We start from the raw sequence: 26986 nt of genomic DNA, 5'->3' as shown, positions 1-26986 counted from the left end.
GGCCGCGGATGGAGAGCCAGTCCGCCCCCAATCAAGGTTCCGGCTGGTCCCCAAGCATCTGCGCAACGGAACCAGCGGCACCGGCGGCACGCGCACCTATCAACCGCTGCAGCGTACCAAGCAGTTCATCCTCGTTGTACGGCTTGCCGAGGTACACATCCACGCCGATCTCCTGCGCGTAGCGGCGGTGCTTCTCCGCCGTGCGCGAGGTGATCATCACCAGCGGCATGTGGGCCGTGCGGCTGTCGGCACGCACGTTGCGGGTCAGGTCGAAGCCGTCCATATGCGGCATCTCGATGTCCACCAGCATGGCGTCCGGCATCACGTCCTGCAGCTGCTTGAGCGCATCGACGCCGTCGCGCGCGAGCAGCACCTCATAGCCGGCACGCGTAAGCAGGCGGTGCGCGGCCTTCCGTACGGTCAGCGAATCGTCCACCACCATCACGGTGGGCTGCATCACCAGTCCCTGCACCGGCGTGGTGGCACCGTCGCCGTTCAGCTCCGCAACCGCGCCAAGCGGCTGCACGGCTTCGGGCTGCGTCGCCGCCGGCGCCGCTTCGCCGCGGACGCGCTCGAAGCGCTGGGCCAGCACCACCGGGTTGTAGATCAGCACGATTTCGCCGTCGCCCATCGTGGTGGCGCCGGCGATGCCTTCCAGGCGCGCGAGGTGCGGGCCGATGTGCTTGACCACCACTTCGCGGTTGCCCACCACTTCGTCCACGTGCACCGCCACGCGCTCCGTGCCGCTGCGCACGATGACCACCGGCGAGTACTTGCGGCCGGATGGCGTGGCCGCGCTTTCTTCGAGCAGGGCGCCGAAGTAGTAGAACGGTACCTCTCCACCGGCTACGGTGATGTGGCCATGGTTGTAGGCGTCCAGCAGGGCCTGCGTGCGCAATTGCTGGACCTGGTCGATCATGCCGCTCGGCAACGCATACATGCGGCCGCCAAGCACCACCACCAGCACCTGCGTGATCGCCGTGGTCAGCGGCAGGTGCACCGTGAACGTGGTGCCGCGGCCGGCCGCCGTCGAGAGCGTGATGCGGCCGCCAAGCGCCACCGTCTCCGCGCGCACCACGTCCATGCCCACGCCGCGGCCGGCGAGTTCCGAAACCGCATCGGCAGTCGAGAACCCCGGCGCAAAGATCATCTCGGTCAGGCGCGCCTCGCTGGCCTCGTCGTCCGGTGCCAGCAGGTTGCGCTCCACGGCGCGCGCACGGATCCGCGCGAGGTCCAGCCCCGCGCCGTCATCGACGAAATGCAGCACAACCTCGTTGCCTTCCTGCTGCACTTCCAGCGTCAGCGAACCGGCCGCCGACTTGCCCGCGGCGCGGCGAGCTTCGGCCGTCTCGATACCATGCACGACGGCATTGCGGATCAGGTGCTCGATCGGGCCGGCCATGCGGTCCAGCACGGAACGGTCGACTTCCACCGTACCGCCCTGGATCAGCAGCCTGACTTCCTTGCCGGTCTCCGCGGCGGACTGGCGCGCGACGCGGTACAGGCGCTCGGCCAGCGCGTCGAACTGCACCATGCGCGCCTGCATCAGCCCGCGCTGCAGGCCGCGCGTGAGACGCGCCTGCGCGGCCAGGTCGCCGGCGGTGCGGTCAAAGCCCCGGTGCAGGTTCTGTTCCACGGTTGCCACGTCGTTGACCGACTCGGCCATCATCCGCGTCAGCTCCTGGAAGCGCGTGAAGCGGTCGAATTCCAGCGGATCGAACTCCTGCCGGTGCTGGGCATCGGCGATACGCGAGGCCATCTGCGATTCGGCCTGGATCTCGATCTCGCGCAACTGGCCGCGCAGACGCGCGACGTTGTCGTTCAGTTCGCCGAGGTAGGCGCGCATGGAATCGAGTTCGCTTTCCAGGCGCGCACGCGTGGCGCCGACTTCGCCGGCCTCGTTGATCAGCGTATCGAGCGCGCGCGCCTGCACACGCACCAGCGCGCGCTGGCGCTCCGCCGCGTCCGACGCCTGCACCAGGTCGCCAGCGGGCGACGCGGCGACGGGCACCGGCAGCGCCGTGCCCGCGCTCTCCGCCTTCGGGATCTCGGCACTGTCCATCACCGGCGCAGCGGGCGGCTCCGGCGCGGCCAGCCCGTTGATGACTTCAGGATCGTCCGGCACCAGCAGCCGGCCGGCCTGCAGCGCTTCCACATGCATCAGGATCCGGTCGTACCACGCGTACAGCCGCTGGAACAACTGCGGGCCGACGCGCTGCGCGCGCAGGCTGGCGTCGAGCAGCGTTTCCATCTCATGCGCGGCCTGGCCCAGCGCCATGGCGCCGGCCATGCGCGCACTGCCCTTGAGCGTATGCAGCGCGCGCAGCACCAGGCCGCCTTGCCTCGCGTCCTCGGGCGCGGCCTCCCATGTGCGCACCAGCCGGCCGAGTTCGGGCAGGCTGCCGTGCGCCTCTTCCAGGAAGATCTCGACGAGGGTCGGATCCAGCTCTGCGGCATCCGACTGCACGACCGCCGGCGGCAGCGGACGCGCGGGAGTCGGCAATGGGATCACCACCGCGTCATGCGTGACGGCTCCCGCTGAAGGAGATGCCGGCTGCACGGGCTCCGGCGCTGCGGGCAGCTCAGGCACGGGCGGAGCGTCCGGCGCACGATCAGGGAGTGACGTCACTGCGGGCGTCACTTCGGCAGACGGCATCTGGCCGAACAGGCTGGCCACGGAACCATCCGGCTCGGCAAGCGCCTGCGGCGCCGGCACCAGGACGCGCGGACGCAGCAGCGCGCGCTCGCCGAATTCGGTCAGGCTGCGGTGCAGGCTGGCATCCGCCTCGGGCCAGATACCCGCGGCGAACTGGTGGAGCATGCCGCGCAGGCGTTCGACCGCCTGCTCCAGCAGGCGGAAGTCGCCGGGGTGAATGGCAACCGGGTGCGAACCGAGTTGCAGCAGCAAGTGCTCGAGCGCTTCGGCAATCTCGCGTACCGGCTCCAGACCCACCGTCGACGAGCTGCCCTGCAGCGTGTGGGCAACGCGCAGCGCCAGTTCGCTCGGGCACGGGTGGTTCTCATGGCGCCACTCGGAAATATCGGTGGCGAACTGGCGCAAGAGGTCGTCGGCCTCCTGCAGGTAGACGTTGTAGAGCGGCAGGCCGATGCGGATCGGGCCGATCACCTTGAAGTTGTCGTCGTCGCCGGACAACGCACCCGACAAGCGGAAAGGAATGACATTGCCGTCGTCCGGGGCGGTGGCCTCGCCGGGCAGATCCGTGTCGGCCTCCTGACCATCCCCGGGTGCATCCGCAGCCTGGATGTCCGGTGGCGGCGTGTCGTCGATGACAGCATCGTCAGGCTCCGCTGCGGCAGATGCCGCGGGGGCTTCCGGCTGCGGATCACGCACCGCCTCGGCCGCGGCAACCAGCGGCGCAATGTCATGCGCCGCGCCGGCATCGCGATGCAGCAGTGCCACCCACGCGGACAACTCCGCATGCGCGCGGCGCAGCAGGTTCAGCAGGGCCGGCACCGGCTCGCGCGCCTCGGCGATCCACAAGTTCATCACCTGCTCCACGGCCCAGGCGGCTTCGCCGTAGCGGTGCAGGCCGACCATGCGGCTGGAGCCCTTGAGCGTGTGGAAAGCGCGGCGGATGCGGCTGAGGGTATCGGCATCGCCGAGCGACTCCGGCCCCGAACCGAAATCGCCCGCGATGCCGCCGAGGACTTCGTCGGCCTCCTGCAGGAAAATCCCGAACAGCTCGGCATCCAGCGCCGCGCTGTCGTCGTGCGCCGCTGCGGCAGTCCCGGCCGCCGGTACAAGCTCGGGCGCCTGTGCGGCAAGCGGCATCGGCTCGGCCAGTGCCGCCACCAGCCGTTCGCCGGAAGTGTCGCTGCCCGCAAGCCACGCGTTGAGCTGCGTGGTGGCCTCTGTGGCCTGGCGGCGCAGCGCGGCATTGTCGTCGATGGCGGCCTGGTCAGCCAGCGCCTGCAGCGCGGCGCGCAGCCGCTGAACGGGCGGCATGTCGGCCGTGGCACAGGTGCGGATGGCTTCGCTGGCGGCGGCACGTGCAACCGACAGGGGATCGTTGCTGACCGCGCTCGCCTGGCGTAGGGCCAGCCCCTCGTCGAGATCCACGTCCTCGGCTTCGTGACGGCTGCGGCCCAGCTCCAGTGCATCGATGAACGCGTGCACCGTGCCCAGCGTCTCCGCAATGGCGGACAGGCACTCGCCGCGCAAGGCCTCGTCGGCACCGGCGCCCAGCATGCCGGCTTGTCGCACAGCCTCCTGCACGGAGCCGCTGGCCTGTTGCGCGTCATCGTTCAGCGCGTCGGGCAGCGCGTTGGTGTGCTGCAGCGCGTCCAGCGTGGTTCGCAGCGCCTCGAAGGCCTGCACGGCCTCAGCCAGGCTGGCGCCGGCATCGGGCCGGCCCGCGTTGCGGTCATAGGTATCGAGCCACGATTCGCCGCCGTCAAGCTGGGCGCGCAGCTGCGCGACTGCCTGTACGCGCGCCGCCTGGGCACGGGCTTCGTCGGCCATGCGTGCGAGCCAGGCCGGCGCCGCAGCGGCCGGATCGGCCAGGCATTGCGCCAGTTCCTCGCAGCGCGCGGCAAAGACCGCTGCGGTGGGGTTCGGGCTCATGCCGTGCACGCGCCAGGGCAAGGCCAGCGCACGCGACAGGAACAGGGCGATGCCGGTGGCGCCGAGCGCCTCGTTGCGGTCTTGCGCCGCGCCGGGCCTGAGCGCCGCCTGCGACAGGCAGAGCTGCAAGGCCGGCTGCGCGAGCGGCAGCGCGGCTTCGGCCAGCGCCGCCAGCGCGATTTCCCAGCCCGCGGGATCGCCTTCGGCGGCACGCTCCAACCCTGCGGCGGCCTGTTGCAGGTTGCGGGTATCGATCGGATCCAGCCACCCGTAGTAGCGCAAGCGGTAGTCGGCACCTGCCGTGGCGTGCGCGCGGTCGAGGCGGAACGCCTGCAAGGTGCGTGCAATATCGGCGCGCAGCGTCGTCACGGCCGCCTCGTCAGCACCGTGCAGAGGTGGCTCCCCCTCCCCCTGCGCAGTGCACACCAGCAGGAAGATGGCGTCGTTGAGGAGAGCCTGCGGCACACGCACCTGGCCCTGCTGGTATTGCCGCAGCAGCAGGTGGGCACGGCCGGCAAAGCGCTTGGCGAGCAGGTCGGACGGCAGCAGCCCGTGGGCCAGGGCGCGGAACGCGAGCGACAGCACATGCCAGACGCCGCGGTCCGGGTGGTCGGTGGCGCGGCGCGCCTCCTGCTCGCTGGCGCGGACTTCGTCCAGCGCCTCCTGCAGCGGCAGGTAGGCCTCGCGCAGCCGCGCGGACTCGGCGCATGGCACCGGCAGGCGCAGCGCCTTGAGCAGCGCCTGCTCGTAGCGCTGGCGCGCGCGCGTGACGGCCGATGCATTACGCGTCGGCAGCAGGATGCCCGGCAGCATCTGCAGTTCATCGAGCCACAGGTCGGCCGGATGCACACGCTCGTCGCCAAGCAGCGCCAGGATCTCGGCATACGGGCGGAACAGCCGCAGCGGGTCCTGCTCGTCGCCGGCCATCAGGTCGTCCACGTACTCGCCTAGCGCCTGCACGCCGGAACGGAACACGGCGAGCGTGCCGGCATTGGCCGCCACGCCGCCGCCGTCGAGGCCTTCGATCAGGCGGCGCAACCCCTGGCAGTAGGGATCGACCCCGCGCAGGCCCACGATATGCACCGCGCCGGCAGCCTGGTGCAGTTGCTGCCCCGCCAGGCGCAGCGACGTGGTATCGCGTGCACCCAGCGCCTCGGGCGCCTGCTGGACTTCATCGACGTAGTGGGACAACTCGGTCGCGGCGTCGTCCAGCGCCGCACGCAGGCTCGGTACCACCCATGCAAGCACGGACAGGTCGCGCGAGGCGGAGGCGGCCGGTTCCGGCGCATCCGCTATCGGCAGCTCGGCGGGATCACGCGAAAAGGGAGAATTCAAAGACATCACGGCTTCCATTGCGGCCTTTGCGCGCGGGTCGGGGCAGTCCCGACGCGACGGCGGGCGCCAGGATCGTCAATCGCTCCGGGACTGCCTTGCGGCCGGCGTTCTCGATGCCGGCATGCAGGCTGGCGGCCCCGGGCGTCATCATGGTCAGGCGATCTTGAACCGCGATACGGAATTGCGCAGCTCTTCGGTCAGTTGCGTCAGCTCGCGCACCGAACTCGCGGTCTGGCGGGTGCCGGCGGTGGTCTGCTCGGTCACCTGCAGAATGCGTTCGATGTGGCGGGCCACGCCGCCGGCCAGGTCCGCCTCGTGCGAGGTGGAGCGGGAAATCTGCTCGATCAGTTCGGCAAGCTGGCGCGACACGCGGCCGATTTCCTGCAACGCGGCGCCGGCATTGTCCGACAGGCGCGCACCTTCCACCACGCCCTGCGTGCTGCGCTCCATGGCGTGCACGGCGTCCTGGGTATCGGTCTGGATGGTGCGGATCAGCGCGCCGATCTGCTTGGTTGCCTCGCCGGAGCGTTCGGCCAGGCGCTGCACTTCCTCGGCCACCACCGTGAAGCCGCGCCCGGCTTCACCGGCGGATGCGGCCTGGATGGCGGCATTGAGTGCCAGCACGTTGGTCTGCTCGGTAATGTCCGAGATCAGCTCGACGATTTCACCGATCTCCTGCGACGACTCGCCCAGGCGCTTGATGCGCTTGGACGTTTCCTGGATCTGCTCGCGGATGTCGTTCATGCCCGCAATGGCGTTCTGCACGGCCTGCTGCCCCTGCTCCGCAGCGGTCAGCGAGGCGCGTGCCACATTGGCCGACTCGGCCGCGCCGCGCGACACCTGCGTGATGCGGTCGGCCATGTCCACCACCGATTCGCCGGTCTGGCGGATCTGGCGCGACTGCTCCTCGGTCGTCGTCGCGAGCTGGTTGGAGGTGGCCTGCACCTGGCCAGAGGCCAGCGTCACTTCCCCCGCCGTCTGCTGCACACGGCCCACCAGTTCGCGCAGTTCTTCCACCGTGTAGTTCACCGAGTCGGCAATGGCGCCGGTGATGTCCTCGGTCACGGTGGCCTGGCGTGTCAGGTCGCCGTCGGCGATGTCCTGCAGCTCGTTCATCAGCTGCAGAATCGCTTTCTGCGTGGTGTCGTTGTTGCGCTTTTCCTCCAGGCGGCGCGCTTCGGCCTCGCGCTCGCGCGCCTCGGCTTCCAGCGCGCGCTGGCGTGAATCGCGCAGGTACAGCGCGGCCAGGCCGGCCAGGCAGAGCAGCGTCATCAGCGCCGAGACCACCGTCGCACCCAGCGTCACGGGGCGGAAGTGCGCCGCCTCGGCGTAGGCCTTCTGCAGCGCGGACAGTTCGCCGCGCAGGCCTTCGTTGTCGTTGAAGATCTGCTGCTGCGCGCGCTTGGCGGCAATCAGGCCGGGCAGGTTCTGCAGGATCGTCTGGGTAGTCTTCTGGACCGCATCAAAGCGCTGCGAAAGCTGCTGCAGGTAGCCTCGCGTTTCCGCATCGGTGGCGGCATTGAGCCGCAGGGCCTCGCTGCCGTTGAGCAGGCCATCGAGCGTCTCGCGGAACGTGTTGGTGTCCTTGCCGAGCAGGAACGCGGTTTCGGGGTTCACGCCCTCGCCGGACAGGAATTCGTTCAGGTTCTTGCCCAGGCGCTGCGTCAGCATCACCAGCTGGGCCGACGCCGCCACTTCGCGCGCATTGGCGCCGGACTGCAGCTTGATGGCGGCAACCTGTTCGGCTGCCTCCAGCAGTTCCGGGTTCGAGGCGTTGAAGACCTGCAGGGTCTGGCCGATCGTGGTCAGCACCGCCTGCTGCGCCAGCACGTCGGCGGCGCTCTTCTCACTGCGCTTCCACGAGCTGATCGCGGTTTCCAGCAGCGGCTGCGCCGCGCCCGTGGTGGCACGCACATGCTTGTCGTCGCTGCCCGCCTGCAGTGCCTGCAAGTCTTCGGCCAGGGCTTCCTTGGACTGGCGCAGCTGCGTGAAGGCCTGCATGTTGCCCAGCAGCGCCACCGGCGCGGCCTTGCCCAGGCGCTGCGAGTGCATCAGCATGTCACCGGAGATTTCGATCTGCGCCGCGGCATTGTTGGCGATGCGGTTGTCCATGTACACCGAGCCAAGCAGCGCCACCAGCGACACCACCACGCCGATGGTGAGCGCACGCTGCTGAGAGGAGAACGGCATGCGCCCCAGCCATGCTGACACGAGCTCGACAGGGGTACGGCCCAAACCATCGGCGCGCGGCGCGGCGCCCGCCGATGGCACCGCGCCGGCACGGTCCTCCACCAGGCCGGCAGCCGCTTCGGCTGCCGGCGTCCGGCGTCCCAGGCTGATCTTCTTGAACCCCATAGCACCCTCTGTCCGTTGAATCGTTGTCTGGGGCGGCCTCGACACGCGCCGCCGCGTTATTTGTTCTGTTGCGCCGTGCACCGCGACCAACGGCGCCGGAAAATCCGCACGGGCTATGCCGCAGCGCGCCCTGCCTGGAGAAACGCCGGCGCATCCAGCAGCGCGCGCACATCCAGCACCTGCCAGGCGCGGCCGTCGCCATCGTCGAGACGCTTGCCTTCCCATGCGGCGCCGGCTGCCGCATCCTGCGCCGGCGCGCGCAGATCCGCCGCGTGGCGCAGGCCGACCACGCGCGTGGCCAGGATGCCGCAGGCCCGCTCGACCTGGCGCGACAGCACCACGATCTTGCTGCCGGGCTGCAGCGGCGTCGGCCCCTCCCCGCAGAACAGGCCGAAGTCCACCACGCCAAGCAGGTTGCCGCGGGCATTGACCAGGCCGGCATACCACGGCTGTGTCAGCGGCACGCGGCTCGGATGGCGCATGTCGAGCACCTCGCCGGTCTGCGCGAGCGGCAGCAGCCAGCCGCGCTGGCCCACCTGGACCGCGAGGTAGCTGTCGGCCGCAGGCACGTTGCGCGCCTCGCGCAGGCGCCTGGCCAGCATGGCCTGGTAGTCCTGCAAGCGGGTCTGGCGGGTGCGAAGGTCTTGGCGTGGCGCGTTCATGTGGCGTCCCCGGCGATGCTGGCGAAAACCGGTGCCGTCAGTGGGACAGCGCCGCGATCTTGGTCAGCAATTCCTTGCTGTCGACCGGCTTGACGATGTAGTCCGAAGCCCCCTGGCGCATACCCCAGATGCGGTCGGTGTCCAGGCCCTTGCTGGTGCACATGATCACGGGGATGTCCTTGAAGCGGTCGTCGCGCTTGATGGCGCGCGTGGCCTGGTAGCCGTTCTGGCCAGGCATCACCACGTCCATCAGGATCAGGTCGAAGGCCTCTGCCTCCAGCCGCGCGAAGGCCTGGTCGCTGTTGCCCGCGACCGAAACCTTGAAGCCCTGCTTGCCGAGCAAGTCGGACATGAACAGGGCTTCGGTGGGAGAGTCGTCGACGATGAGGATCTTGTTGATGGTTGTCATGAGTCAGTTCCTTGAATCCGGGTCATGCCGGCAGCGCGTTGCCGGTTACTTGGGCAGGCAGGCACGCCTGCACAGCCTGCAGCAGCGCTTCGCGCGTGAACGGCTTGGCAAGGTGATCCTGCGCGCCCACCAGGCGCCCGCGCGAGCGGTCGAACACGCCATCGCGCGAGGACAGCATGATCACGGGAATGGCGTGGAAACGCGGACTTTTCTTGATCAGCGAGCAGGTCTGGTAGCCATCGAGACGCGGCATCAGGATGTCGCAGAAGATGAGGTCGGGATGCATGTCGCCGACCTTGGCGAGCGCTTCGAAACCGTCCTCGGCAAGCACGACCTGGTAGCCGGCCTGCGACAGGAAGATCTCCGCCGTACGGCGGATGGTGCTGGAATCGTCGATCACCAGCACCTTGCGCGAAGACGCCGGCGCACACGCCGGCCCCTGGTCCGGCTGCGCGCTGGCGCCGGCATTGACCCGATGGCTTTCTTGTATTTGAGCGACCCGCATGTTGTTCCCGCGACCAGCGTCTCCATGCGGAGCACCGGCAATCTCTTGAGAACACCCGCGCGAAGCAGCCTGGCCTGGCCAGCCGCCCCGACGGAACCCCGATTTATCTTCCCTGCAAAGACCGGTCAGATGACCGGCCAGAGGCGGCACGTGGAACCCGCACCTGCCTTTCCGCCCTGCGCCCCCCCCGGACGGCGGGATGGACGGAGAATCATTTTGCGACAGAGTGTGACAAGACGCCGGAGGGCCGTCAATCCGGAGCGTCCGGCCTGGCCCGGCGAATTGTCGCGTCGGCGCGACGCAGCGGTGCCGCGACGCCCGCGCTGGCAAGCGATGGCGTCAGATCGCCACCATCTCGAAATCTTCCTTGCGGGCCCCGCACTCCGGGCAGGTCCAGTTGATGGGCACGTCTTCCCATTTGGTGCCCGGGGCAATGCCGTCTTCCGGCGCGCCGGTGGCTTCGTCGTAGATCCAGCCGCAGATCAGGCACATCCAAGTCTTGTATTCCATAACAGGCTCTGGTCGCTCTCCATTAAAATTCAGCGCAGATGGTACCGAATCGGCGCCGACGGCGCCAGCCGCGTTAGCCAGAATCGTGCCAAATCCGCCGTGTTCGCGCACGTTAGCGTACAAATACAGGACAAAAGCCGCGCTACTCCACCACTTTGCACCGCTTTGCCCACCCTTTGACGCCAGTTCGCGCCCGCTTGAACGCGTTTCCAGAGTTTTCGACCCAGGCAGACCATGTCCCGTAACCAGCAGCTCTTCGACCGTGCCCAGCAAACCATCCCCGGCGGCGTCAATTCGCCCGTGCGGGCCTTCCGCTCGGTGGGCGGCACGCCGCGCTTCATCACGCGCGCCGAAGGCGCCTATATGTGGGATGCCGACGGCCAGCGCTATATCGACTACATCGGCTCCTGGGGGCCGATGATCGTCGGCCATGCGCACCCCGACGTGGTGCGCGCGGTACAGGAAACCGCCGCGCACAGCTTCTCGTTCGGCGCACCGACCGAAGCCGAGATCGAGATGGCCGAAGAAATCTGCAAGCTGGTGCCGTCCATCGAACAGGTGCGGCTGGTCTCCTCCGGCACCGAAGCCACCATGAGCGCGCTGCGCCTGGCGCGCGGATTCACCGGCCGCGACCTGATCATCAAGTTCGAAGGCTGCTACCACGGCCACGCCGACAGCCTGCTGGTCAAGGCCGGCTCGGGTCTGCTGACCTTTGCCGACACCACGCAGAACGCGCCGTCCTCGGCCGGCGTGCCCGCCGACGTGACGCGCCACACCATGGTGCTCGAGTACAACAATGTCGAACAGCTCGAACAGGCGTTCGCGAAACACGCGGGTGAAATCGCCGCCGTGATCGTCGAGCCGGTCGCCGGCAACATGAACCTGGTGCGCGCGAGCGATGCCTTCCTGAAGGCCATGCGCGAACTGTGCACGCGCGACGGCGCCGTGCTGATCTTCGACGAAGTCATGACCGGCTTCCGCGTGGCGCTGGGCGGCGCCCAGGCCCACTACGGCATCACCCCGGACATGACCTGCCTGGGCAAGGTCATCGGCGGCGGCATGCCGGCGGCGGCCTTTGGCGGCCGGCGCGACATCATGGCGAAGCTGGCGCCGCTGGGCGGCGTGTACCAGGCCGGCACACTGTCGGGCAACCCGCTGGCGGTGGCCGCCGGCCTGACCACGCTGCGGCTGATCCAGGCACCGGGCTTCTACGACAAGCTCACCGCGCAAACCCGCAAGCTGGCCGATGGCCTGAGCGAAGCCGCCCGCGCCGCCGGCGTGCCGTTTGCCGCCGATGCGATTGGCGGCATGTTCGGCATCTATTTCCGCGACGGCGTGCCGGGCAGCTTCGCCGAAGTCACGAAGAGCGATACCGCGCGCTTCAACCGCTTCTTCCACGCGATGCTCGACAACGGCGTGTACCTGGCGCCTTCGGCCTTCGAGGCGGGCTTCGTCTCGGCCTGCCATGACGACGCCATCCTGCAAGCCACGCTGGACGCCGCGCGCAAGACCTTCGCTGCCTGACGGCAGGGGCCGGGGCAGCCGCCGGCCATAACGCGCCGTGCGCTACACTTGAGATTCGTCTCAAACCGGGAGCCCACGATGCGCGCCTCACTGCCCCTGTCCTCAACCTTGTCCCGTTCCGCCGGCTGGTTCCGCTGGCTGTTGCTGGCCTGCCTGGCCAGCCTGCTGTCGGCCTGCGGCTACAACGACTTCCAGGTCAAGGACGAAGCGGTCAAGGCAGCCTGGGGCGAGGTCATCAACCAGTACCAGCGGCGCGCCGACCTGATTCCCAACCTGGTCAACACGGTCAAGGGCTACGCCTCGCACGAGCGTGAAACGCTCGAGGCCGTGACCAAGGCACGCGCCGCCGCCACCAGCATCCAGGTATCGCCGGAGACCCTGAACGACCCGGAAGCGTTCAAGCGCTTCCAGCAGGCACAGGGCGAGCTGTCCGGCGCGCTGTCGCGCCTGCTGGCGGTGTCCGAGAACTACCCGCAGCTCAAGGCCGATGCCTCGTTCCGCGACCTGCAATCGCAGCTTGAAGGCACGGAGAACCGCATCACCGTAGCGCGCCAGCGCTACATTGCCGCCGTGCGCGACTACAACGTGCTCGCGCGCAGCTTCCCCACCAACCTCACGGCCATGGTATTCAAGTACGAGGTCAAGCCTTCCTTCGCTGTAGAAAACGAGAAGGCCATCTCCACGCCCCCTGCCGTGAAGTTCTGACAGCAAGGCACGCATCGTGGGCACCTTGATGGACTTGCCCGTCTTCCGTTCCTGGCGCCGCTGGCTGGCCGCCATCCTCTGGCTGGCCAGCGTGCTGGCGATGCCGGCCCTGGCGGCTAATGACGGTTTTGTACCGGTGCCGCCGCTGACCCAGCGCGTCACTGACCTCACCAATACACTTTCCGCCACCCAGCGCACTGCGCTGGAGAACGTGCTGGCCGAGTACGAGCAGCAGCGCGGCAGCCAGATCTTCGTGCTGATGCTGCCGACCACCGAGCCCGAGACCATCGATGCCTACAGCATCCGCGTGGCCGACGCCTGGCGCGCCGGCCGCAAGGGCATCGACGACGGCGTGATCGTGCTGATTGCCAAGGACAACCCGCCCGGCCTGCGCAAGATGCGGCTCGAAGTCGGACGCGGCGTGCAGGGATCGCTCACAGACGCCATGTCCAAGCGCATCCTGCAGGACGTCATGGCGCCGCATTTTCGCCAGAACGACTTCTACGGCGGACTGGCGGCCGGTATCTCCGCGATCCAGGCCACCATCGACAAGGAAGGACTGGCCGGCCCGCAGCCGCGCAAGCAAGAGCAATCGTTCTGGTCTGACTGGCTGCCGGTGCTGTTCCCGCTGGCCATCATCCTGTTCTTCTTCCTGACAGCCGCCACGCGTCGCCGCGGACCACAGATCGTCACCACGCCGCGCGGCCGTGACGTAATCGCCGGCGGACTCGGGGGACTGGGCGGCTACGGCATGGGCAGCGACTGGGGCCGCCGCGGCGGCTTCGGCGGCGGTGGTGATTTCGGTGGCGGCGACTCGGGCGGCTTCAGCGGCGGAGGCGGTGGTGGCTTCGACGGCGGCGGCGCCTCCGGCAACTGGTAAGGAGACCGTACCATGCCATCGCTGCGACGCGCCCTGCGCCACCTCGGCACTACCCCCGGCACCGCCCGCCGCCATTTCCCCGCCGAGGCGCAACAGCAACTGCATGATGCCGTCCACACAGGAGAATCACGCCACCGGGGCGAGATCCGCGTGGTCATCGAGGCCAGCCTGCCGGTCGGCCATGCCTGGGCCGGAACCACGCCGCGGGCGCGGGCTCGGGCGCTGTTTGGCGCGCTGGAGGTGTGGAATACCGAAGAGCACACCGGCGTGCTGCTTTATATCAACCTGGCTGACCATGCGGTGGAGTTGCTGGCCGACCGGGGTATCGATGCGCGCGTGGGGGCGAAGACATGGCGCGCGGTATGCGATGAATTGGCGGTGGGACTGGCCAAGGATTTGTCGGTCAGGCCGGTGCTGAAGGCCGTGGGGCAAATCCATGATCTGCTGGCCACGCATTTTCCGGCGGGGGATGGGCGCAATCCGAATGAACTGGATGATCGGCCGATTGTGCTCTGAGTCAGCCCGACCTGGCCAACGCCTGGCTGATTCGCCGCCTGCCCAGCCTGCATGCCCTGCTACCGTCGCTGGACCGGCACCTGCGCCTGTATGCCGAGATCACGCCGCCCCCGTACAGCGTCGACGTCGGCATCTGGCACCAGCGCATCGACCTGCCCGGCTTCGAGTGCCACAACCTGACCGAAGACCACGTCATCGCGGTGGCCAGCCCGGCGCTGCTGGCGCGCTACCCGGGCCTCACACTGGCCGACTTGCCGCGCATGCCGATGCTGCGCTTTGCGCTGCGGCCCTGGCGCGACTGGCGGGAGGCCGCCGGCCTTCCGTGCGCCGACCCCGAGCGCGGCCCAATCTTCCAGGACGCCGGGGTGTATCACCCTTGAAATTGTTTTGAGGTCCGATGTAGGCAATACGAATCATTTTCATCTGCACCAACAAAATCAGTGGGATGACGCTCTGCGCAGACCGTCGCCACCGTGCCGCACTCCGGATCCGCCCCTCTCCAATATCGACCGAGTTTCACGGATGCAACCATTTGGCACGTAATGCCAACTACCGTGCAATTTCTGTCTCCCCCCATCCGTAAAGATGAGAATTGGATGGGCCGCTCATGGCACGCCTCATGCGAAGGCCTGTCATCGCGCCACGTATCTGCCCGTCCCAGCCTGACTGAAGCTCCCCACCACCGATAAGGCTTAGGGATGACACCGTAGTCGATTCGGCCCCGGCGTGTAATCGCTTCCACTCCTTGTAACGGAAGTGAAACCATTTTGAGGACCCCTATCGCGTGCAGAACCGGGGTCGTGGCACCTGAGCGTTTCGAACTGTGCATCCCCTCTTTCGGATGGACATCCATGGCAAAAATGCCTCCCTGGCCACAGGAAAATGAGTATGAGTGTTGTTTGCACTGCCACTCGGTCACTCCGGAATTTGCGCCGCCGCGCTGGCAGTAACAGAAATGCAACGTTTCGACGCACCCAAACACCTGCGATTCGCACCCAATCCGCATTTCCCCCTTATTTTCAAAGAGATGTCAGGATCTGGCATGGTCATCGCGAATATGTCCACGCGAACACAAAGCCCGGATTGGGGGATATCTGAGACCGAAGCGGCAACACACTGGCAAACGTTCGCCAGAGGTCAGTTTCAGAACGACCCCGCACCCCAGGGCGGGACTCGGGCTGGTGCTGTAGGCGTAGGGCCGCGCTGCAGGGATTGGCTCGCACCGGCGCATACCGTTGCGGTGGCGGCCGGGAAGAACAGGTGAGGTCTTTCAGGAAACCACGGGCCGCGCCAGCGCGGGCGGCCCGTGCAACCTGGAAATCTCGGCCAGCCATGGATAACCATAACCATGGCGGCGATGGGGACCGCGAACATAGCGGGATGCCGGCGCGCCGGCATCACAAGGGGTACAAGCCACGGCCTGCACGGCAGGCTTGGAAAAAACAGAATTCGGGAAATACGCCTGGCCGGAGCCATATCAATGCGCGGCCTGTGCGGGCCTGAGGGCCACCGAATCCGGTGTCCGGCAACCGCTGGCACCGGTTTCGTCAAAAAGCAAAAAAATCCGGGGAAATCGTATGAGCGCTTACGCCAATCGTCCGCTGCTCTACCTGTCGCAGCATCACGACGCCACACTGTGCAGGGCCCTTTCGCAACGCGGCTGGAAGATCAGCTTTGCGTCGAACCTGCAAGACCTCGAAGCGCTCGCGCACAGCCCACAGCCCTGTGCTGCGCTGCTCGACGTTCACAGCGGGTTCAGCGACTCCGACCTGGAATCCTTCGAGCCCTGGCTGGCCCATCCGCTGCTGAGCTGGATTGGCATCGTCGCCAGCCGTGATGCGCTCAGCGATGCGACACGCCGCCTGCTCGGCCTCTACTTCGTCGACTACTACACGGCTCCGTTCGAACTGGCGCAGCTGGCGCACTCGCTCGGCCACGCACAAGGCATGGCGCAGATGCGGCCCGCAGCGCAGCGCGAGACGGCGAACAGCGCACGGCCGGACGGCATGATCGGCAACTGCCCGGCCATGCAGGCACTGTTCCGCGGCATCGAGAAGGTCTCCCTCTGGGACACCCCCGTGCTGATCTCGGGCGAATCGGGCACCGGCAAGGAACTGGCGGCACAGGCCATTCACCGCGCCAGCGAACGCGCGCAGAAACCCTTCGTCGCCGTCAACTGCGCCGCCATTCCGCCAACGCTGCTGATGTCCGAACTATTTGGCTATGAGCGTGGCGCGTTCACCGGCGCAGCCAAGCGCAAGCTCGGGCGCATCGAGATGGCACAAGGCGGTACGCTGTTCCTCGACGAAATCGGCGACATGCCGTTGGAAAGCCAGACCAGCCTGCTGCGCTTCCTGGAAACCGGCCGCATCGAACGTCTGGGCGGCACCGAATCCATCGAGGTGGACGTACGCATCGTCTCGGCCACTCACGTCGACCTGGAAGCGGCCATCGCGGCCGAACGATTCCGCGGCGACCTGTACCACCGCCTGTGCGTGCTGCGCGTACGCCAGCCACCGCTACGCGAACGCGGCAGCGACCTCATGCTGCTCGCCGAGCATGTACTCGCCAGCGTGCGCAAGCAGTCGCCGAACCGCATCCGCGGCTTCTCGCCAACCGCGCTGCGCGCCATCCAGCAACACGTTTGGCCCGGCAACGTGCGCGAGCTGATCAACCGAATTCGGCATGCGGCGGCGATGTGCGAGGATGGGGTGATACAGCCGGAGGACCTGGAGTTGGCTGCGCCGGTGGAGGAGCGGCCGATGACGCTGGCCGCTATCCGTGAGGCGGCCGAGCAGAACGCGATCGTGGAGGCGCTTCAGCGGAATCATGAGCGGCTGATCGATGTGGCGGCGGAACTTGGGATTTCGCGGGTGACGTTGTTCAGGTTGATGCGGGATTACAAGCTGCAGGTTAAGAAGGGGGATTTGGGGTTGGTTTGTGTGCAAGGCTAGGGCCGTCCGCCACCAGCCGCGTTAAAGTGCCGCCATGCTGCACGCTGATTCCCGCGCTGATAACGCAACGGGCGGATCTTGCCGCCTCTCCATCCGGCAGCGTCTGCCCGGCAGGCAGGCGCTTGCCAGACTATTCCGCTTCGGCGTGTCGGGCATCATCGCGACTGGCATCCATGTGGCCGTCGCCACGCCGCTGATCTACCTACTCCATGCCACGCAGGTCAGCGCTAATGGCGTGGCGTTTGTCACTGCTAATATCAGTTCGTACCTGCTGAATACGCTGTGGAGCTTTGGCGCCACGCCTGGGCGGAATAGCTACCTGCGCTTTCTCGCAGTATCGATGTTGGGATTGATGCTGACGCTCGGTATTTCCGCGAGCATGCAAGCCCTAGGCGCGAACTACTGGGCCGGACTCGCCGCCATTCTATCGGTGGTGCCGGCTGTTACTTTCGTGCTGCACCGATCGTGGACGTATAAATAAGAGCTTTATACCGCCCACGTGATCGACCTTCGGAGGTAAAGCCATGACTGTTGCGACCGAGAGGCCGACTGAGTACTCCGGCAAAACTGCTCCGGCTCAGGGATGGCTTACGGCTGACCGCATTCACTTGTATTCCGCTGCCGTGCTGGTCATCGAATGCATGCTCACGGGACTTTGGTGGTACTTCCATTGGATGCAGAAAAACTCCACGACACCCACAATGGGCTGGGATTTCGCCGTCTTTTGGAGCGCTTCCAGCCTAGCTCAGTCACACGGTGCTGTGGCCGCCTATGACTGGGATCTGCTCCGCGCTGCGGAAGCACCAATCCTCCGTAACATATTTGGTCCGTTCGCCTACCCGCCAACCTACCTCTTGCTGATCTACCCAATCGCTACGTTGTCTTTTGGAGTGGCACTGCTTCTGGTATCGGCCATCGGTGTCGCGCTCTATCTAAGTATCGTGCGGGCAGCAATCGGCGGGCTTCGACACAACTGGCTCATTCCAGCTCTGGCATTCCCAGGCATCTGGGCAGCACTTATTGCGGGACAAAACTCGTTATTCACTGCTTCGGCATGCGGTGCTGCGCTGCTGCTGATGCGTCGCAATGCGATAGGGTCTGGAGCTTGCATTGCGCTGCTCTGCATTAAGCCCCAACTCGGCGTGCTGTTTCCGCTTATGTTGCTTTGCGAGCGACGTTGGGGAGTAATCATCAGCGCTGCAGGGTTCGTTGCAATGTTCGTTGCACTAACTGCACTGGCCTTCGGTTTCGAAGTCTTCCCCGCTTTCGCTCGAAGCATGGCCATGTTTCGTACGGCCGTAGCAGAACATGGTGACTATGCGTTGCGAGGCGCGCCGACGGTGTTCGCAGTGCTCCGGACGTCCGGCGCAGGTCTTTGGCTATCCTATACAGTTCATGCCGTAGTCGCAGCAAGCGCCGCAGGCGTATGCGCATGGCTGTGGTCAACCAGGCCGCGCCTGACCCTCAGTGCCTCGGCGCTCGTCGTAGGCACCCTAATCGTCCAACCATACGTCATTTACTACGACTTGACATGGCTGGCGATTCCGATTGCGCTATTGTCAGCCGACATGGCACGCTATGGCAGCACGCGATTGGAAAAGCTTACCGTAGCTCTTGCCTGGTTGGTTCCGGCACATGGCTTGCTTGTGGTGTTAACGCTTTCCATGTCCCAAGTAGCGCCACTGGTGCTTTTTGGATTGCTTGCCATTATCGCCCGCCGACATCGTAAGGCGCGCCTCGAACCCCGGCCCGTACCGGGTCCGGCCTGACAACCTCAATTGCGCTTGCCCGCAACCAAAGAAATAATTCGACCGTTGCCCGCCACCCCCCGCTGCGGGCGACGTTCTTGATAGCGCCGCTTCACCAGGTAGATCGGGCGGCCCTTGGACTCGTCATAGATGCGGCCAATGTACTCGCCCACCACCCCCAGCCCGATCAGCTGCACGCCACCAAAAAACAGAAGCAGCGAAAGCACCGAGGCGTAGCCTGGAACGTCGACACCAAGGATTATCGTGCGCACGACGATATACACGCCGTAGCAAAATGCCAGCATGGCGATAAAACAACCTAAGTACGTCCAGCTGCGCAGCGGCAACGTGCTGAAGCTGGTGATACCCTCCAACGCCAGATTCCACAGCCGCCAGCCCGAGAACTTGGATTCGCCGGCGCTGCGGGGCTCTCTCTCATACTGGACGATCTCTGTGCTGAAGCCCACCCACGCGAAAAGCCCTTTCATGAAGCGATGCCGCTCGGGCAGTTGCTTTAGCGCGTTCACCACAACGCGGTCCATCAGCCGGAAGTCGCCCACGTTCTCAGGGATCTTCAGATCCGACAAGCAGTTGTGCACACGATAGTAAGCGGCTGCCGTCACGCGCTTGAGGCGAGAGTCGCTAGCCCGGCTGGCGCGCTGTGCCAGTACCACTTCGGCACCCTGCCGCCACTTTTCCACCAACGTAGGTATAAGTTCCGGCGGGTCCTGCAGGTCAGCATCGATGGGGATCACGGCATCGCCGAATGCCTCGTCGATGCCGGCGGTCAGTGCTGCTTCCTTGCCAAAGTTGCGTGTCAGGTCAATTACACGTACGCGCCCATCGCGCCGCGCTATGCCGACAAGCTTGGAAAGCGTGTCGTCCGCGCTGCCGTCATTGATGCAGACAATCTCGAAGCGAGCGGCAGGAATCGACTCCAGGATCGGCATCACACGCGCAAAAAAAGCATGCAGAGCGTCGCCCTCGTTATAGAAGGGCACCACCAGCGATAATAGTTGGGTCTCGTCATAGTCAGCCATGATCTGTTTCCTTCCCCCGTACGCGAGGCTGCGCTCTCCGTCATCAGGCATTGATCAATGCCTTGCCCGTCCTCTCCATCCGAATCCGCCAGACGCCAAGGGCCACCGCGAGCATCAAGCCGAGCGGCATCGGCTGAAATTTGATCCATGCGCCCATTAGCAGACCCCATAGCGGCAACAGCCACAGCAGCACCAGCAGTTCCCGCTCGCCCCGCAGCCACCCAGCGCTGTGACCATGGACACCCAGCCAGGCGATGGCAAGGCCGAGAAACGCGAGATCGTAGTCATACAGATAGGCCGGCGCCAGCAAGCCGGCGGAAGCGAGCACAGCGGCGCGCAGCGCAAAGCTACAGGGCCGCGACCAGGCGTAGACCACCGAAGCCAGCGCCGCCGCCGCCACGATGCCGTGCATCGTGTAGGGCAATGCCACACCACCCGATATCATCTTCACGGCGGCGAACACGGTAGGCATACGCACAAGCAGCATGGAGCCCTGCTCCACCGATTCAAGAGCCATGCCTGCATTGCGCAAAAACGCTGTGAAGGTCTCGGCGCCGAAAACGAGCAGTGATACCACTATCAGCGCCAGCGAAGTGGCAATCATGGCCCAGAGGGCGCGCCAAGCACGGGCGCAAATCAGCGCCACCGGTAACATCAGTGCAAGATGTGGCTTCACTGTCACCAGCCCCATTAGCATGCCCGCCAGCCAGGGGCGCGAACGCAGGCAGGTAAGCCCCAGCCCTGCACAACCAGCCAGCCATAACGCATTCTGACCCGTTGTCAGCACCACGGCGACACAGGGGAATGCTGGTGCCGCAATCCAGGCACTTCGCCACGGCAGCGTACGGCATGCCGCCCAGACATAGCAGCCTACGCCCCCCGCCAGGAAAGTCATTGTGGCCAGGCTGTAAGGCAACAGCCCGAATGGCAGCACTACCAGCAGGAATGTAGGCGGATACAGCCAGGGCAGCACGCCGTCACCTATGGCAAGTCCTGGCACTGCTGCCAGTTCCACCTGTCGGAGCGACTCGAAATCGTAGGATGCTGCAGCCCCGCTGGACAACGCCACCTTGGCCGCACTCCAGAACGCCACGAAGTCCCCGCCCGGCGCGAACACGCCCGGCACCTTCAATACGCATGCGCGGAACGTCCAGATGCCAAAGTACAGCACATAGCACGCCAGCGCCGTGTATGAGTAGAGTCGCAGGCGGCCGATGTCCAGCCAGTGAGCATCTGGCGGAACGTACCGCGGCTGGCGTGCATCAACCTGTATGGTGGCCATATTACGTACTCGGCCCCACAGGCACGACGGGAAACCCGATCCGTGCCATCGTTCGCCTCACCGACACGATCATTAGCAGCGCCGAGACTACAGGACCGATCTGCGGCATACCCATCAGCGGATTGGCGTGCTCGAACAGTGGCAGAAGCCATGCCACGACTAGCAATGCCCGTTCCCGACCCGACAAACCATGGCGGATGCCATCGCCAACCAGGCCGGCCATGGATATCCCCATCCAGGTAAGCTCATAGTGGCGGACATACGGCGTGGCAAGCAGCGCCCCCGCAGCCAATACCGCCGCACGTAACGGCACCTCGCGTGTGTGGGACCAGACATAGGCTACTGACGCCGCCGCCGCTAAGGCAGCCGTGCCCTGAACAGCATAGGCGGGGGCTGCGTCCAACCCTGCCAGCTGTGCAGCCGCCAGGACAGACGGCATGCCATACCAGCCATGTAGGGGGCCTTCCACGAGGTTCTGCCGGGCCCAGTCCACGCTTTGCATGAACGCCGGGATCGTCTCCCAGCCGCATACCGCTAGGCTGGCGGCTACGAATATCGCTGCCGTTGCAACTGCGCTAAGCAGCGCCCCTACGTGTCGCCCGGCAATTAGCGCTACTGGCATCAGCAAAGCGAGCTGCGGCTTGATGGCAAGCAAGCCGATCAGTACGCCGGAAGCCACCGGTCGCCTGCCAAGCAGGCAAGCCGCGCCCGCGGCCAAGGCAGCCGTCAACATCGAGTTCTGCCCCAGGATGGCCGAGATAATGACTGCGGGAGAACCAAGGATCGGCAGCCACAGGCCGCGGCGCATCACGGACCCCGCCCCTAGCAGGCAGCCAATGGCGCGCAGGTAAACGTAGCAACTCCCGACCATGAACAGCAGATAGCTGAGTGCCAGCGGAAACAAGGCGAGCGGCAAGACCATCAGCAAGAAAGTCGGCGGGTACAGCCATGGCAGTACGATGTTGCTACCGTGCTGCAGCGTCCCATATGCCGACACGACTTCGAGGTGCCTGGCAACATCGTAGGCATGCACCGGCACCTCTGTCAGCGCCAGGTACGATGCACTCCAGAACACGGAAAAGTCTGTACCTGGCCTGCTGACGTTGCCATCAGTGAAGCCATTGCTGTACCAGGCCCATGTCGCCATCAATAGACCGAACAGGGTCAGCACGACACCGCTGTAGACCCGCACGCGATCCAAGTCGAGCCATGCACGACGTGCCTTCTCATCATGCCTTTCCGCGCTCAGTGACACGGATTCCTGATTCATGAGAATTCCCCGTTTCATTGTGTGTGCGCAAGCGTGCAGCCCCGCAAATTTCTTCGGCACCTTGAGTGCCTAGTCTTGGCTTAGTCTTGTTGCGCCGGGTCGTTAACGCAAGGCGCGCTTTCCGCCGGCATGCATGCGACGGCACCATGATGCTCGGCCACGACCGCCCGCGTTTCCATCCTGAATCACGCCACCCTTGCTTCGCGAAAGGTGCTTGCACACAAGGAATTCCAGGTTGTCGCAATGCCCGGGCGTGTGCTCTGGGACAAAGCCCGTAAGCCGGAGCGTTTCTATTCGGAAACATGAGACCGGCGACTGACCAACTCGTCCATCTGTTGGTCAGTATCAACCGGCACACCACTGCGCATCGCCATTGACAACCCAATCGAGGTACAAGGAGCACCAGATCGTCGTGGCCGCCTCATGCCTTTGGATGAGAAGCTCATCTGCACTGCACGATTGCGCACTGCGGCCATTTGAACCCGCCCTCATCCATAAGTCTCGTCATCCGAAATTGCTTGCGCGGCGCGCGTTTCCGGCTGGCAACGACGGAGGGCCAGAACCCCGCTTTCAGGCCGGCACCCTACTCCGCCCGAGGCACGAACTTCCCGAAAAGCCTTGAGCCACAAGGACTCCAGCATGGCTGGCCCGCAGTTTGCCTATGCCAGGCATGCGGCGCCGTAGCCAGGAAAGCCGCGACGGCCAGCACAGTGTTTGCTGGCAGCAAAGTCGAACACGGGGAGCCTTACCATGCCAACTGCACCTTGGCCCGCCATATCGCACCGGCACACCGGTCACGCCACCGCCGCCCGCAGCGGCGGTGGCGTGCCATTCCGCGTCTCGGTCTCGATGTCCGCAGGCCATGCAGAACGTGCGGCAAGTTGCATGCATGCCTCTGTGGAGCGGCGACTGCACGCACGCAGCCTACGAGTGGCACATGCAGGAGTTGGCCGCTGGCCGTTCCACGCCTGCGCCATCTGCGCGCCGCCGAGCCGCCACTTCACCCCACTGAATGAAACCTAAGTTGTCTGTATGAAGCCCGGGAGATTTCTCCCCAATATAAGGAGATTGTCATGCAACGCCTGACCTACGCCCTGAAGCAATTCGCCCGTGATGAAAACGGCGTCACCGCCATCGAGTATGGCCTTATCGCAGCGCTGATCGCCGTTGCAATCATTACCGCGGTGACAGCAGTGGGTACAAGCCTGAGCAACCTCTTCACCTATATCTCAACGGAACTCCCCTGAGCAGCGGGCGCTGACTCGGCGTGGGGTGCACGGTGCCCCCCACGCCGCACGCCACATCTCAATGAATCCCTAACGCCAAACAGAGGAAAGCAGAATGCGTACCCTCATCGCCCAACTGAAAGCATTCCAACGTGACGACAACGGCGTTACCGCGATCGAGTATGGCTTGATTGCCGCGCTTATCGCTATCGTCATCATTACCTCGCTTACGGCAATCGGTACAAGCCTGAGCAACGTGTTCAGCTATATCGCCACGGAGCTACCCTAACCGGCCATTCACACGAAGGGGTGAGCAGATGCGCCGCCCATGTCTGTGCCAGTCGGATCCAGGAGATCACTATGCCCGGCTTCATTGTCCTATGCAGATTATTGCAGCGCGACACGCAAGGCGTAACGTCGATCGAGTATGCATTGTTGGGTGCACTGATCGCTATGGTCATCGTCAGTGCTGTCAGCGCTCTGGGTGGCAGTGTCCTGGGGCTCTACCAAATGATCGCGGCAAGAATGCCCTGACTCGGGCTGTGCCAACCTGAAACGAGCCAAGCCCGCCATGTCCGCCACCTCGACCCTCTCGCCCTTTGTTGCCCCCGTCGTCATCTCTCTGGTGCTGACGGCAGCCGCCATCGACCTGCACCGCAGACGCATTCCGAATTGGCTAACGTTCAGCGCCTGGATGCTTGCATTGCCCGTGCAGATGGCGATCCACGGCGCTGGTGGCGGCGTAGCGGGCTGGGCGCTCGGATGGCTCACCGGCCTCAGCATCTTCCTGCCCTTCTATCTGCTGCGCGGCATGGCCGCCGGCGATGTAAAGCTGATGGCCGCCACAGGCGCATGGCTGGGTGCCACGCTAGCTTTCCAAATTGCCATGGTGACGTTCTTGCTGGGTGGCGTCTGGGCAATCGTACTGGTGCTTAAGTCTCGCCAGCAAAGGCAATTGGTACGCAACATCGGCGTGATCCTGCGAACGGGCGAAAGAGGCCCCTCCGTCGGATCCATCCCCTACGGCGCGGCGATCGCCGCCGGCACCTTGGTCATGCTGTTCGCCAGCACATAGCGCAGACAACACCATCGCGCCCACTAACGGATGCATTAACGAACACGAGAACGAGCAAACAGGGGACGGCAATGAACGAGCACCACGACACGGGTCACGCACCACGGCTCCTCGAGCCCGTCACGACAGGCAGAAGTTCCAATGGCGACCATGGCACGACGTCCCTTCCTCCCTGGCATATGCTCCCGCGTACCATCGCCGATACGGGGCTAGAGATCGCCCAGCTGCTGGGCCTGCTGATGAAGGCTGCGTATCTGCACCGCACGGTTACGCTGGCAGTGCTGATCGACACGCTGAAGCTCCCCGCTGTCGTGGTCAACGAAATCGCTTCAGTCGCCGTACGCGAGCGCCTGCTGGAAATCGCGCACCGGGGCGCGAGCGACCTGGACGTACGCTTCCGCCTCACCGATGCCGGCTATACGCGTGCCGCCGAGGCTTCCGCGCGCTGCAGCTACAACGGCCCGGCACCCGTCACCCTGGATGCTTATGTCGAAGCCGTCAAGCACCACTCGGTCAGCCATGGCTCTGTCACCAAGGCCGATGTCACCGCGGCCTTCCATGACCTGGTAATCCCGGTCCATCTGCTGGACGCCATCGGCATGGCGCTCAACACCTGCCGTGCGCTGATGATCTACGGCCCTGCCGGCAGCGGCAAGACCTACCTGGCGCAGCGTCTAGGCATGCTGCTGCCGGGTGCGGTGCCAGTGCCACATGCCATTACCGTGGCCGGTGAGATCATCCAGGTATTCGACCCCCTGGTTCACGTGCCCTTCAGTGAAAGCGAAGCGTCGCTGGCACGCCGCTCGCTGGATCGTCGCTGGGTCCTGTGCCACCGACCTGTGGTGCTGTCCGGCGGCGAACTCACGCTGTCCATGCTGGACCTGCGCTACGACCGCACCGCGGGCTTCTACCAGGCACCGCCGCATATGAAGGCCAACAACGGCATCTACATTGTCGATGATCTTGGCCGGCAGCTGGTGGGCGTCGACGACCTGCTCAACCGCTGGATCGTGCCACTGGACCGTTCCGTCGACATGTTCACGCTGCAGACCGGCGTACGCTTTTCGGTGCCCTTCGACGTCTGGCCAGTGTTCTCGACCAACCTCGAGCCATCGGAGCTCGGCGACGACGCCTTTCTGCGCCGGCTCGGCAGCAAGCTCTACGTGGGGCCGCTATCGGTCGATGACTACCGAGAGGTGTACCAGCGCACGGTCGCTGACTTCGGGCTGACCAGTGCTGAAACCGTATTCGACTTCCTGGTCGACAGCCTGCATTACGAGAGCGACATGCCGCTGCTGGCCTGCCTCCCGCGCGACCTGCTGCGCCTGGTCGCGTCGGGCGTGCGCTATCACGGCCATGCGCCGCAGGTTACCCAGGAGGGACTGCTGGCCGCGTGGCAAGCCTATTACGGCCTGCGAGCCTCGGCTGAGGGCATGCCACCCGCCAGCAACCGCCATCACTGGTCCCTCGACCAGCGCACGGCAAGCTGAACAGTACCAGCCCACACGGAACTTCTAGGGGAGAGTCATCATGAAGAACACACGTGCAATCCTGATGCTGCTGATTGCCCTGCTCGCCGGCGTAGCGGCTGTGGTATCGGCGTCGCGATGGCTGATGGAGCAATCGTCCAGTTCAGTCAAACAGGTCGTGGTAGCCGCCAACGACCTGAATCTGGGGCAACCGCTGAACGGCAGCCAGTTGCGCCTGGTCAACTGGCCGACGGCCAGCGTGCCGCCCGGTGCATTCGAAGACCTGAAATTGCTGGAAGGCCGCGTGGTTCGAACCAGCCTGCAGCGCGGCGAGCCCATTCTCGATGCCAAGCTCGCCCCCGTAGGAACCAAGGGCGGACTGTCCGCCGTCATCAACGACGGCAAGCGAGCCATCACGGTGCGCGTCAACGATGTGGTGGGCGTGGCCGGCTTTGCGCTGCCGGGCAACTTCGTCGACGTGATCGTCAATACCAATGAAGATGCCAAGAGCACGCAGAACAGCAACATCTCGAAGATCGTGCTCGAGAAGATCCTGGTGCTGGCGGTGGCGCAGCAGGTCAGCCGCGACGACACCCAGCCGAAGGTGGTCAATGCGGTGACGTTGGAGGTCACACCAGATCAGGCCGAGAAGCTGGACGTGGCGCGCAGCGTGGGGACCCTGTCGCTGGTGCTGCGCAACCAGATGGACGTGGCCGACATCAACACTGGTGGCGCCACCAAGGGCACGCTGCTGGGCAAGGCGCTGGAAGCGCCGCCGGTCAAGGTGGTCACGCAGACGCAAACGCGCACCGTGGTCAAGACCCGCACGGTGGCAGCACAGCCGCGCTCGGGCAACTGCATCGGCGTGCTGGCAGGCATCCAGGGCGGTGTCGAGTGCTTCTGATCTCGTAGCGCACGGCACCCACGAATTTCGAG

Annotated in this window: 23 protein-coding genes and 1 pseudogene; 14 read left to right on the top strand and 10 right to left on the bottom strand. The window is 65.3% G+C overall.

Annotated features, from left to right (window positions below; genetic code table 11):
• Positions 1 to 31: 31 nt before the first annotated feature.
• The 7 genes from LDO29_RS00970 to LDO29_RS00940 form a co-directional block, all read right to left on the bottom strand.
• Entirely contained in the window at positions 32 to 5926 is a 5895-nt protein-coding gene (locus LDO29_RS00970; RefSeq protein WP_224077925.1) for an Hpt domain-containing protein, read from the bottom strand.
• Complete coding sequence (locus tag LDO29_RS00965; RefSeq protein ID WP_224077924.1) at positions 5898 to 6071, bottom strand: hypothetical protein; 174 nt, start codon at positions 6069 to 6071, stop codon at positions 5898 to 5900. The genes LDO29_RS00970 and LDO29_RS00965 overlap by 29 nt, the downstream gene beginning before the upstream one ends.
• 2 nt (positions 6072 to 6073) lie before the next feature.
• Entirely contained in the window at positions 6074 to 8275 is a 2202-nt protein-coding gene (locus LDO29_RS00960; protein ID WP_224077923.1) for a methyl-accepting chemotaxis protein, read from the bottom strand.
• Between the two features lie 113 nt (positions 8276 to 8388).
• The gene (locus tag LDO29_RS00955; protein ID WP_224077922.1) at positions 8389 to 8937 is read right to left on the bottom strand and encodes a chemotaxis protein CheW; all 549 of its coding nucleotides are present in this window, start codon (positions 8935 to 8937) and stop codon (positions 8389 to 8391) included.
• A 37-nt stretch (positions 8938 to 8974) separates the two neighbouring features.
• Complete coding sequence (locus tag LDO29_RS00950; protein ID WP_011298771.1) at positions 8975 to 9346, bottom strand: response regulator; 372 nt, start codon at positions 9344 to 9346, stop codon at positions 8975 to 8977.
• A gap of 22 nt (positions 9347 to 9368) precedes the next feature.
• Positions 9369 to 9851, bottom strand: a complete 483-nt coding sequence (locus LDO29_RS00945; RefSeq protein ID WP_224077921.1) for a response regulator — start codon at positions 9849 to 9851, stop codon at positions 9369 to 9371.
• Positions 9852 to 10190: 339 nt separating this feature from the next.
• On the bottom strand, positions 10191 to 10361 hold the full coding sequence (locus LDO29_RS00940) for a rubredoxin (protein ID WP_011298773.1): 171 nt from the start codon (positions 10359 to 10361) through the stop codon (positions 10191 to 10193).
• A gap of 234 nt (positions 10362 to 10595) precedes the next feature.
• On the opposite strand from LDO29_RS00940, the gene hemL reads away from it, so the two are divergent.
• From hemL to LDO29_RS00900, 8 genes and pseudogenes are all read left to right on the top strand, one after another.
• Positions 10596 to 11885, top strand: a complete 1290-nt coding sequence (gene hemL / locus LDO29_RS00935; protein ID WP_224077920.1) for a glutamate-1-semialdehyde 2,1-aminomutase — start codon at positions 10596 to 10598, stop codon at positions 11883 to 11885.
• A gap of 78 nt (positions 11886 to 11963) precedes the next feature.
• Entirely contained in the window at positions 11964 to 12590 is a 627-nt protein-coding gene (locus tag LDO29_RS00930; RefSeq protein ID WP_224077919.1) for a LemA family protein, read from the top strand.
• 28 nt (positions 12591 to 12618) lie between these two features.
• Positions 12619 to 13470, top strand: a complete 852-nt coding sequence (locus tag LDO29_RS00925; RefSeq protein WP_224077918.1) for a TPM domain-containing protein — start codon at positions 12619 to 12621, stop codon at positions 13468 to 13470.
• Between the two features lie 12 nt (positions 13471 to 13482).
• Positions 13483 to 13986 (top strand): TPM domain-containing protein, encoded by a 504-nt coding sequence (locus LDO29_RS00920; RefSeq protein ID WP_224077917.1) that lies wholly within the window; start codon positions 13483 to 13485, stop codon positions 13984 to 13986.
• Positions 13987 to 13994: 8 nt separating this feature from the next.
• Positions 13995 to 14354, top strand: a pseudogene (locus LDO29_RS00915) (LysR substrate-binding domain-containing protein); the annotation flags it as partial.
• 1209 nt (positions 14355 to 15563) lie between these two features.
• The gene (locus LDO29_RS00910; RefSeq protein WP_224077916.1) at positions 15564 to 16940 is read left to right on the top strand and encodes a sigma-54 dependent transcriptional regulator; all 1377 of its coding nucleotides are present in this window, start codon (positions 15564 to 15566) and stop codon (positions 16938 to 16940) included.
• A 34-nt stretch (positions 16941 to 16974) separates the two neighbouring features.
• Complete coding sequence (locus tag LDO29_RS00905; protein ID WP_224077915.1) at positions 16975 to 17421, top strand: GtrA family protein; 447 nt, start codon at positions 16975 to 16977, stop codon at positions 17419 to 17421.
• Between the two features lie 43 nt (positions 17422 to 17464).
• On the top strand, positions 17465 to 18709 hold the full coding sequence (locus tag LDO29_RS00900; protein WP_224077914.1) for a glycosyltransferase family 87 protein: 1245 nt from the start codon (positions 17465 to 17467) through the stop codon (positions 18707 to 18709).
• A gap of 5 nt (positions 18710 to 18714) precedes the next feature.
• Here LDO29_RS00900 and LDO29_RS00895 read toward each other — a convergent pair whose 3' ends face one another.
• The 3 genes from LDO29_RS00895 to LDO29_RS00885 are packed head-to-tail and all read right to left on the bottom strand — an operon-like array spanning position 18715 to position 22280.
• Entirely contained in the window at positions 18715 to 19728 is a 1014-nt protein-coding gene (locus LDO29_RS00895) for a glycosyltransferase family 2 protein (RefSeq protein WP_224077913.1), read from the bottom strand.
• 43 nt (positions 19729 to 19771) lie between these two features.
• Positions 19772 to 21010 (bottom strand): glycosyltransferase family 87 protein, encoded by a 1239-nt coding sequence (locus LDO29_RS00890; RefSeq protein WP_224077912.1) that lies wholly within the window; start codon positions 21008 to 21010, stop codon positions 19772 to 19774.
• Between the two features lies 1 nt (position 21011).
• Positions 21012 to 22280, bottom strand: a complete 1269-nt coding sequence (locus LDO29_RS00885) for a glycosyltransferase family 87 protein (RefSeq protein ID WP_224077911.1) — start codon at positions 22278 to 22280, stop codon at positions 21012 to 21014.
• Between the two features lie 1073 nt (positions 22281 to 23353).
• Between LDO29_RS00885 and LDO29_RS00880 the strand changes: the two genes are divergently transcribed.
• The 6 genes from LDO29_RS00880 (at position 23354) to cpaB (ending at position 26954) form a co-directional block, all read left to right on the top strand.
• Positions 23354 to 23527 carry a Flp family type IVb pilin gene (locus tag LDO29_RS00880; protein ID WP_224077910.1) on the top strand — a complete coding sequence of 58 codons (174 nt, stop codon included), beginning with the start codon at positions 23354 to 23356 and terminating at the stop codon, positions 23525 to 23527.
• 94 nt (positions 23528 to 23621) lie between these two features.
• On the top strand, positions 23622 to 23795 hold the full coding sequence (locus tag LDO29_RS00875; protein ID WP_224077909.1) for a Flp family type IVb pilin: 174 nt from the start codon (positions 23622 to 23624) through the stop codon (positions 23793 to 23795).
• 71 nt (positions 23796 to 23866) lie between these two features.
• Positions 23867 to 24040 carry a Flp family type IVb pilin gene (locus LDO29_RS00870; protein ID WP_224077908.1) on the top strand — a complete coding sequence of 58 codons (174 nt, stop codon included), beginning with the start codon at positions 23867 to 23869 and terminating at the stop codon, positions 24038 to 24040.
• 37 nt (positions 24041 to 24077) lie between these two features.
• The gene (locus tag LDO29_RS00865) at positions 24078 to 24581 is read left to right on the top strand and encodes an A24 family peptidase (protein ID WP_224077907.1); all 504 of its coding nucleotides are present in this window, start codon (positions 24078 to 24080) and stop codon (positions 24579 to 24581) included.
• Positions 24582 to 24652: 71 nt separating this feature from the next.
• The gene (locus tag LDO29_RS00860; protein ID WP_224077906.1) at positions 24653 to 26071 is read left to right on the top strand and encodes a P-loop NTPase family protein; all 1419 of its coding nucleotides are present in this window, start codon (positions 24653 to 24655) and stop codon (positions 26069 to 26071) included.
• A gap of 40 nt (positions 26072 to 26111) precedes the next feature.
• Positions 26112 to 26954 carry a Flp pilus assembly protein CpaB gene (gene cpaB, locus LDO29_RS00855; protein ID WP_224077905.1) on the top strand — a complete coding sequence of 281 codons (843 nt, stop codon included), beginning with the start codon at positions 26112 to 26114 and terminating at the stop codon, positions 26952 to 26954.
• Positions 26955 to 26986 lie beyond the last annotated feature (32 nt).

Origin of the sequence: Cupriavidus laharis, assembly GCF_914271435.1 — a bacterium.
Lineage (GTDB): Bacteria > Pseudomonadota > Gammaproteobacteria > Burkholderiales > Burkholderiaceae > Cupriavidus > Cupriavidus laharis.
This window is presented reverse-complemented; position numbering and strand designations above follow the sequence as displayed.

Excerpts from the sequence above, each read along its gene's own strand:
- LDO29_RS00970 (WP_224077925.1), bottom strand. The coding sequence starts at position 5,926 with ATGTCTTTGAATTCTCCCTTTTCGCGTGATCCCGCCGAGCTGCCGATA.
- LDO29_RS00965 (WP_224077924.1), bottom strand. The coding sequence starts at position 6,071 with ATGATGACGCCCGGGGCCGCCAGCCTGCATGCCGGCATCGAGAACGCC.
- LDO29_RS00960 (WP_224077923.1), bottom strand. The coding sequence starts at position 8,275 with ATGGGGTTCAAGAAGATCAGCCTGGGACGCCGGACGCCGGCAGCCGAA.
- LDO29_RS00955 (WP_224077922.1), bottom strand. The coding sequence starts at position 8,937 with ATGAACGCGCCACGCCAAGACCTTCGCACCCGCCAGACCCGCTTGCAG.
- LDO29_RS00950 (WP_011298771.1), bottom strand. The coding sequence starts at position 9,346 with ATGACAACCATCAACAAGATCCTCATCGTCGACGACTCTCCCACCGAA.
- LDO29_RS00945 (WP_224077921.1), bottom strand. The coding sequence starts at position 9,851 with ATGCGGGTCGCTCAAATACAAGAAAGCCATCGGGTCAATGCCGGCGCC.
- LDO29_RS00940 (WP_011298773.1), bottom strand. The coding sequence starts at position 10,361 with ATGGAATACAAGACTTGGATGTGCCTGATCTGCGGCTGGATCTACGAC.
- hemL (WP_224077920.1), top strand. The coding sequence starts at position 10,596 with ATGTCCCGTAACCAGCAGCTCTTCGACCGTGCCCAGCAAACCATCCCC.
- LDO29_RS00930 (WP_224077919.1), top strand. The coding sequence starts at position 11,964 with ATGCGCGCCTCACTGCCCCTGTCCTCAACCTTGTCCCGTTCCGCCGGC.
- LDO29_RS00925 (WP_224077918.1), top strand. The coding sequence starts at position 12,619 with ATGGACTTGCCCGTCTTCCGTTCCTGGCGCCGCTGGCTGGCCGCCATC.
- LDO29_RS00920 (WP_224077917.1), top strand. The coding sequence starts at position 13,483 with ATGCCATCGCTGCGACGCGCCCTGCGCCACCTCGGCACTACCCCCGGC.
- LDO29_RS00910 (WP_224077916.1), top strand. The coding sequence starts at position 15,564 with ATGAGCGCTTACGCCAATCGTCCGCTGCTCTACCTGTCGCAGCATCAC.
- LDO29_RS00905 (WP_224077915.1), top strand. The coding sequence starts at position 16,975 with ATGCTGCACGCTGATTCCCGCGCTGATAACGCAACGGGCGGATCTTGC.
- LDO29_RS00900 (WP_224077914.1), top strand. The coding sequence starts at position 17,465 with ATGACTGTTGCGACCGAGAGGCCGACTGAGTACTCCGGCAAAACTGCT.
- LDO29_RS00895 (WP_224077913.1), bottom strand. The coding sequence starts at position 19,728 with ATGGCTGACTATGACGAGACCCAACTATTATCGCTGGTGGTGCCCTTC.
- LDO29_RS00890 (WP_224077912.1), bottom strand. The coding sequence starts at position 21,010 with ATGGCCACCATACAGGTTGATGCACGCCAGCCGCGGTACGTTCCGCCA.
- LDO29_RS00885 (WP_224077911.1), bottom strand. The coding sequence starts at position 22,280 with ATGAATCAGGAATCCGTGTCACTGAGCGCGGAAAGGCATGATGAGAAG.
- LDO29_RS00880 (WP_224077910.1), top strand. The coding sequence starts at position 23,354 with ATGCAACGCCTGACCTACGCCCTGAAGCAATTCGCCCGTGATGAAAAC.
- LDO29_RS00875 (WP_224077909.1), top strand. The coding sequence starts at position 23,622 with ATGCGTACCCTCATCGCCCAACTGAAAGCATTCCAACGTGACGACAAC.
- LDO29_RS00870 (WP_224077908.1), top strand. The coding sequence starts at position 23,867 with ATGCCCGGCTTCATTGTCCTATGCAGATTATTGCAGCGCGACACGCAA.
- LDO29_RS00865 (WP_224077907.1), top strand. The coding sequence starts at position 24,078 with ATGTCCGCCACCTCGACCCTCTCGCCCTTTGTTGCCCCCGTCGTCATC.
- LDO29_RS00860 (WP_224077906.1), top strand. The coding sequence starts at position 24,653 with ATGAACGAGCACCACGACACGGGTCACGCACCACGGCTCCTCGAGCCC.
- cpaB (WP_224077905.1), top strand. The coding sequence starts at position 26,112 with ATGAAGAACACACGTGCAATCCTGATGCTGCTGATTGCCCTGCTCGCC.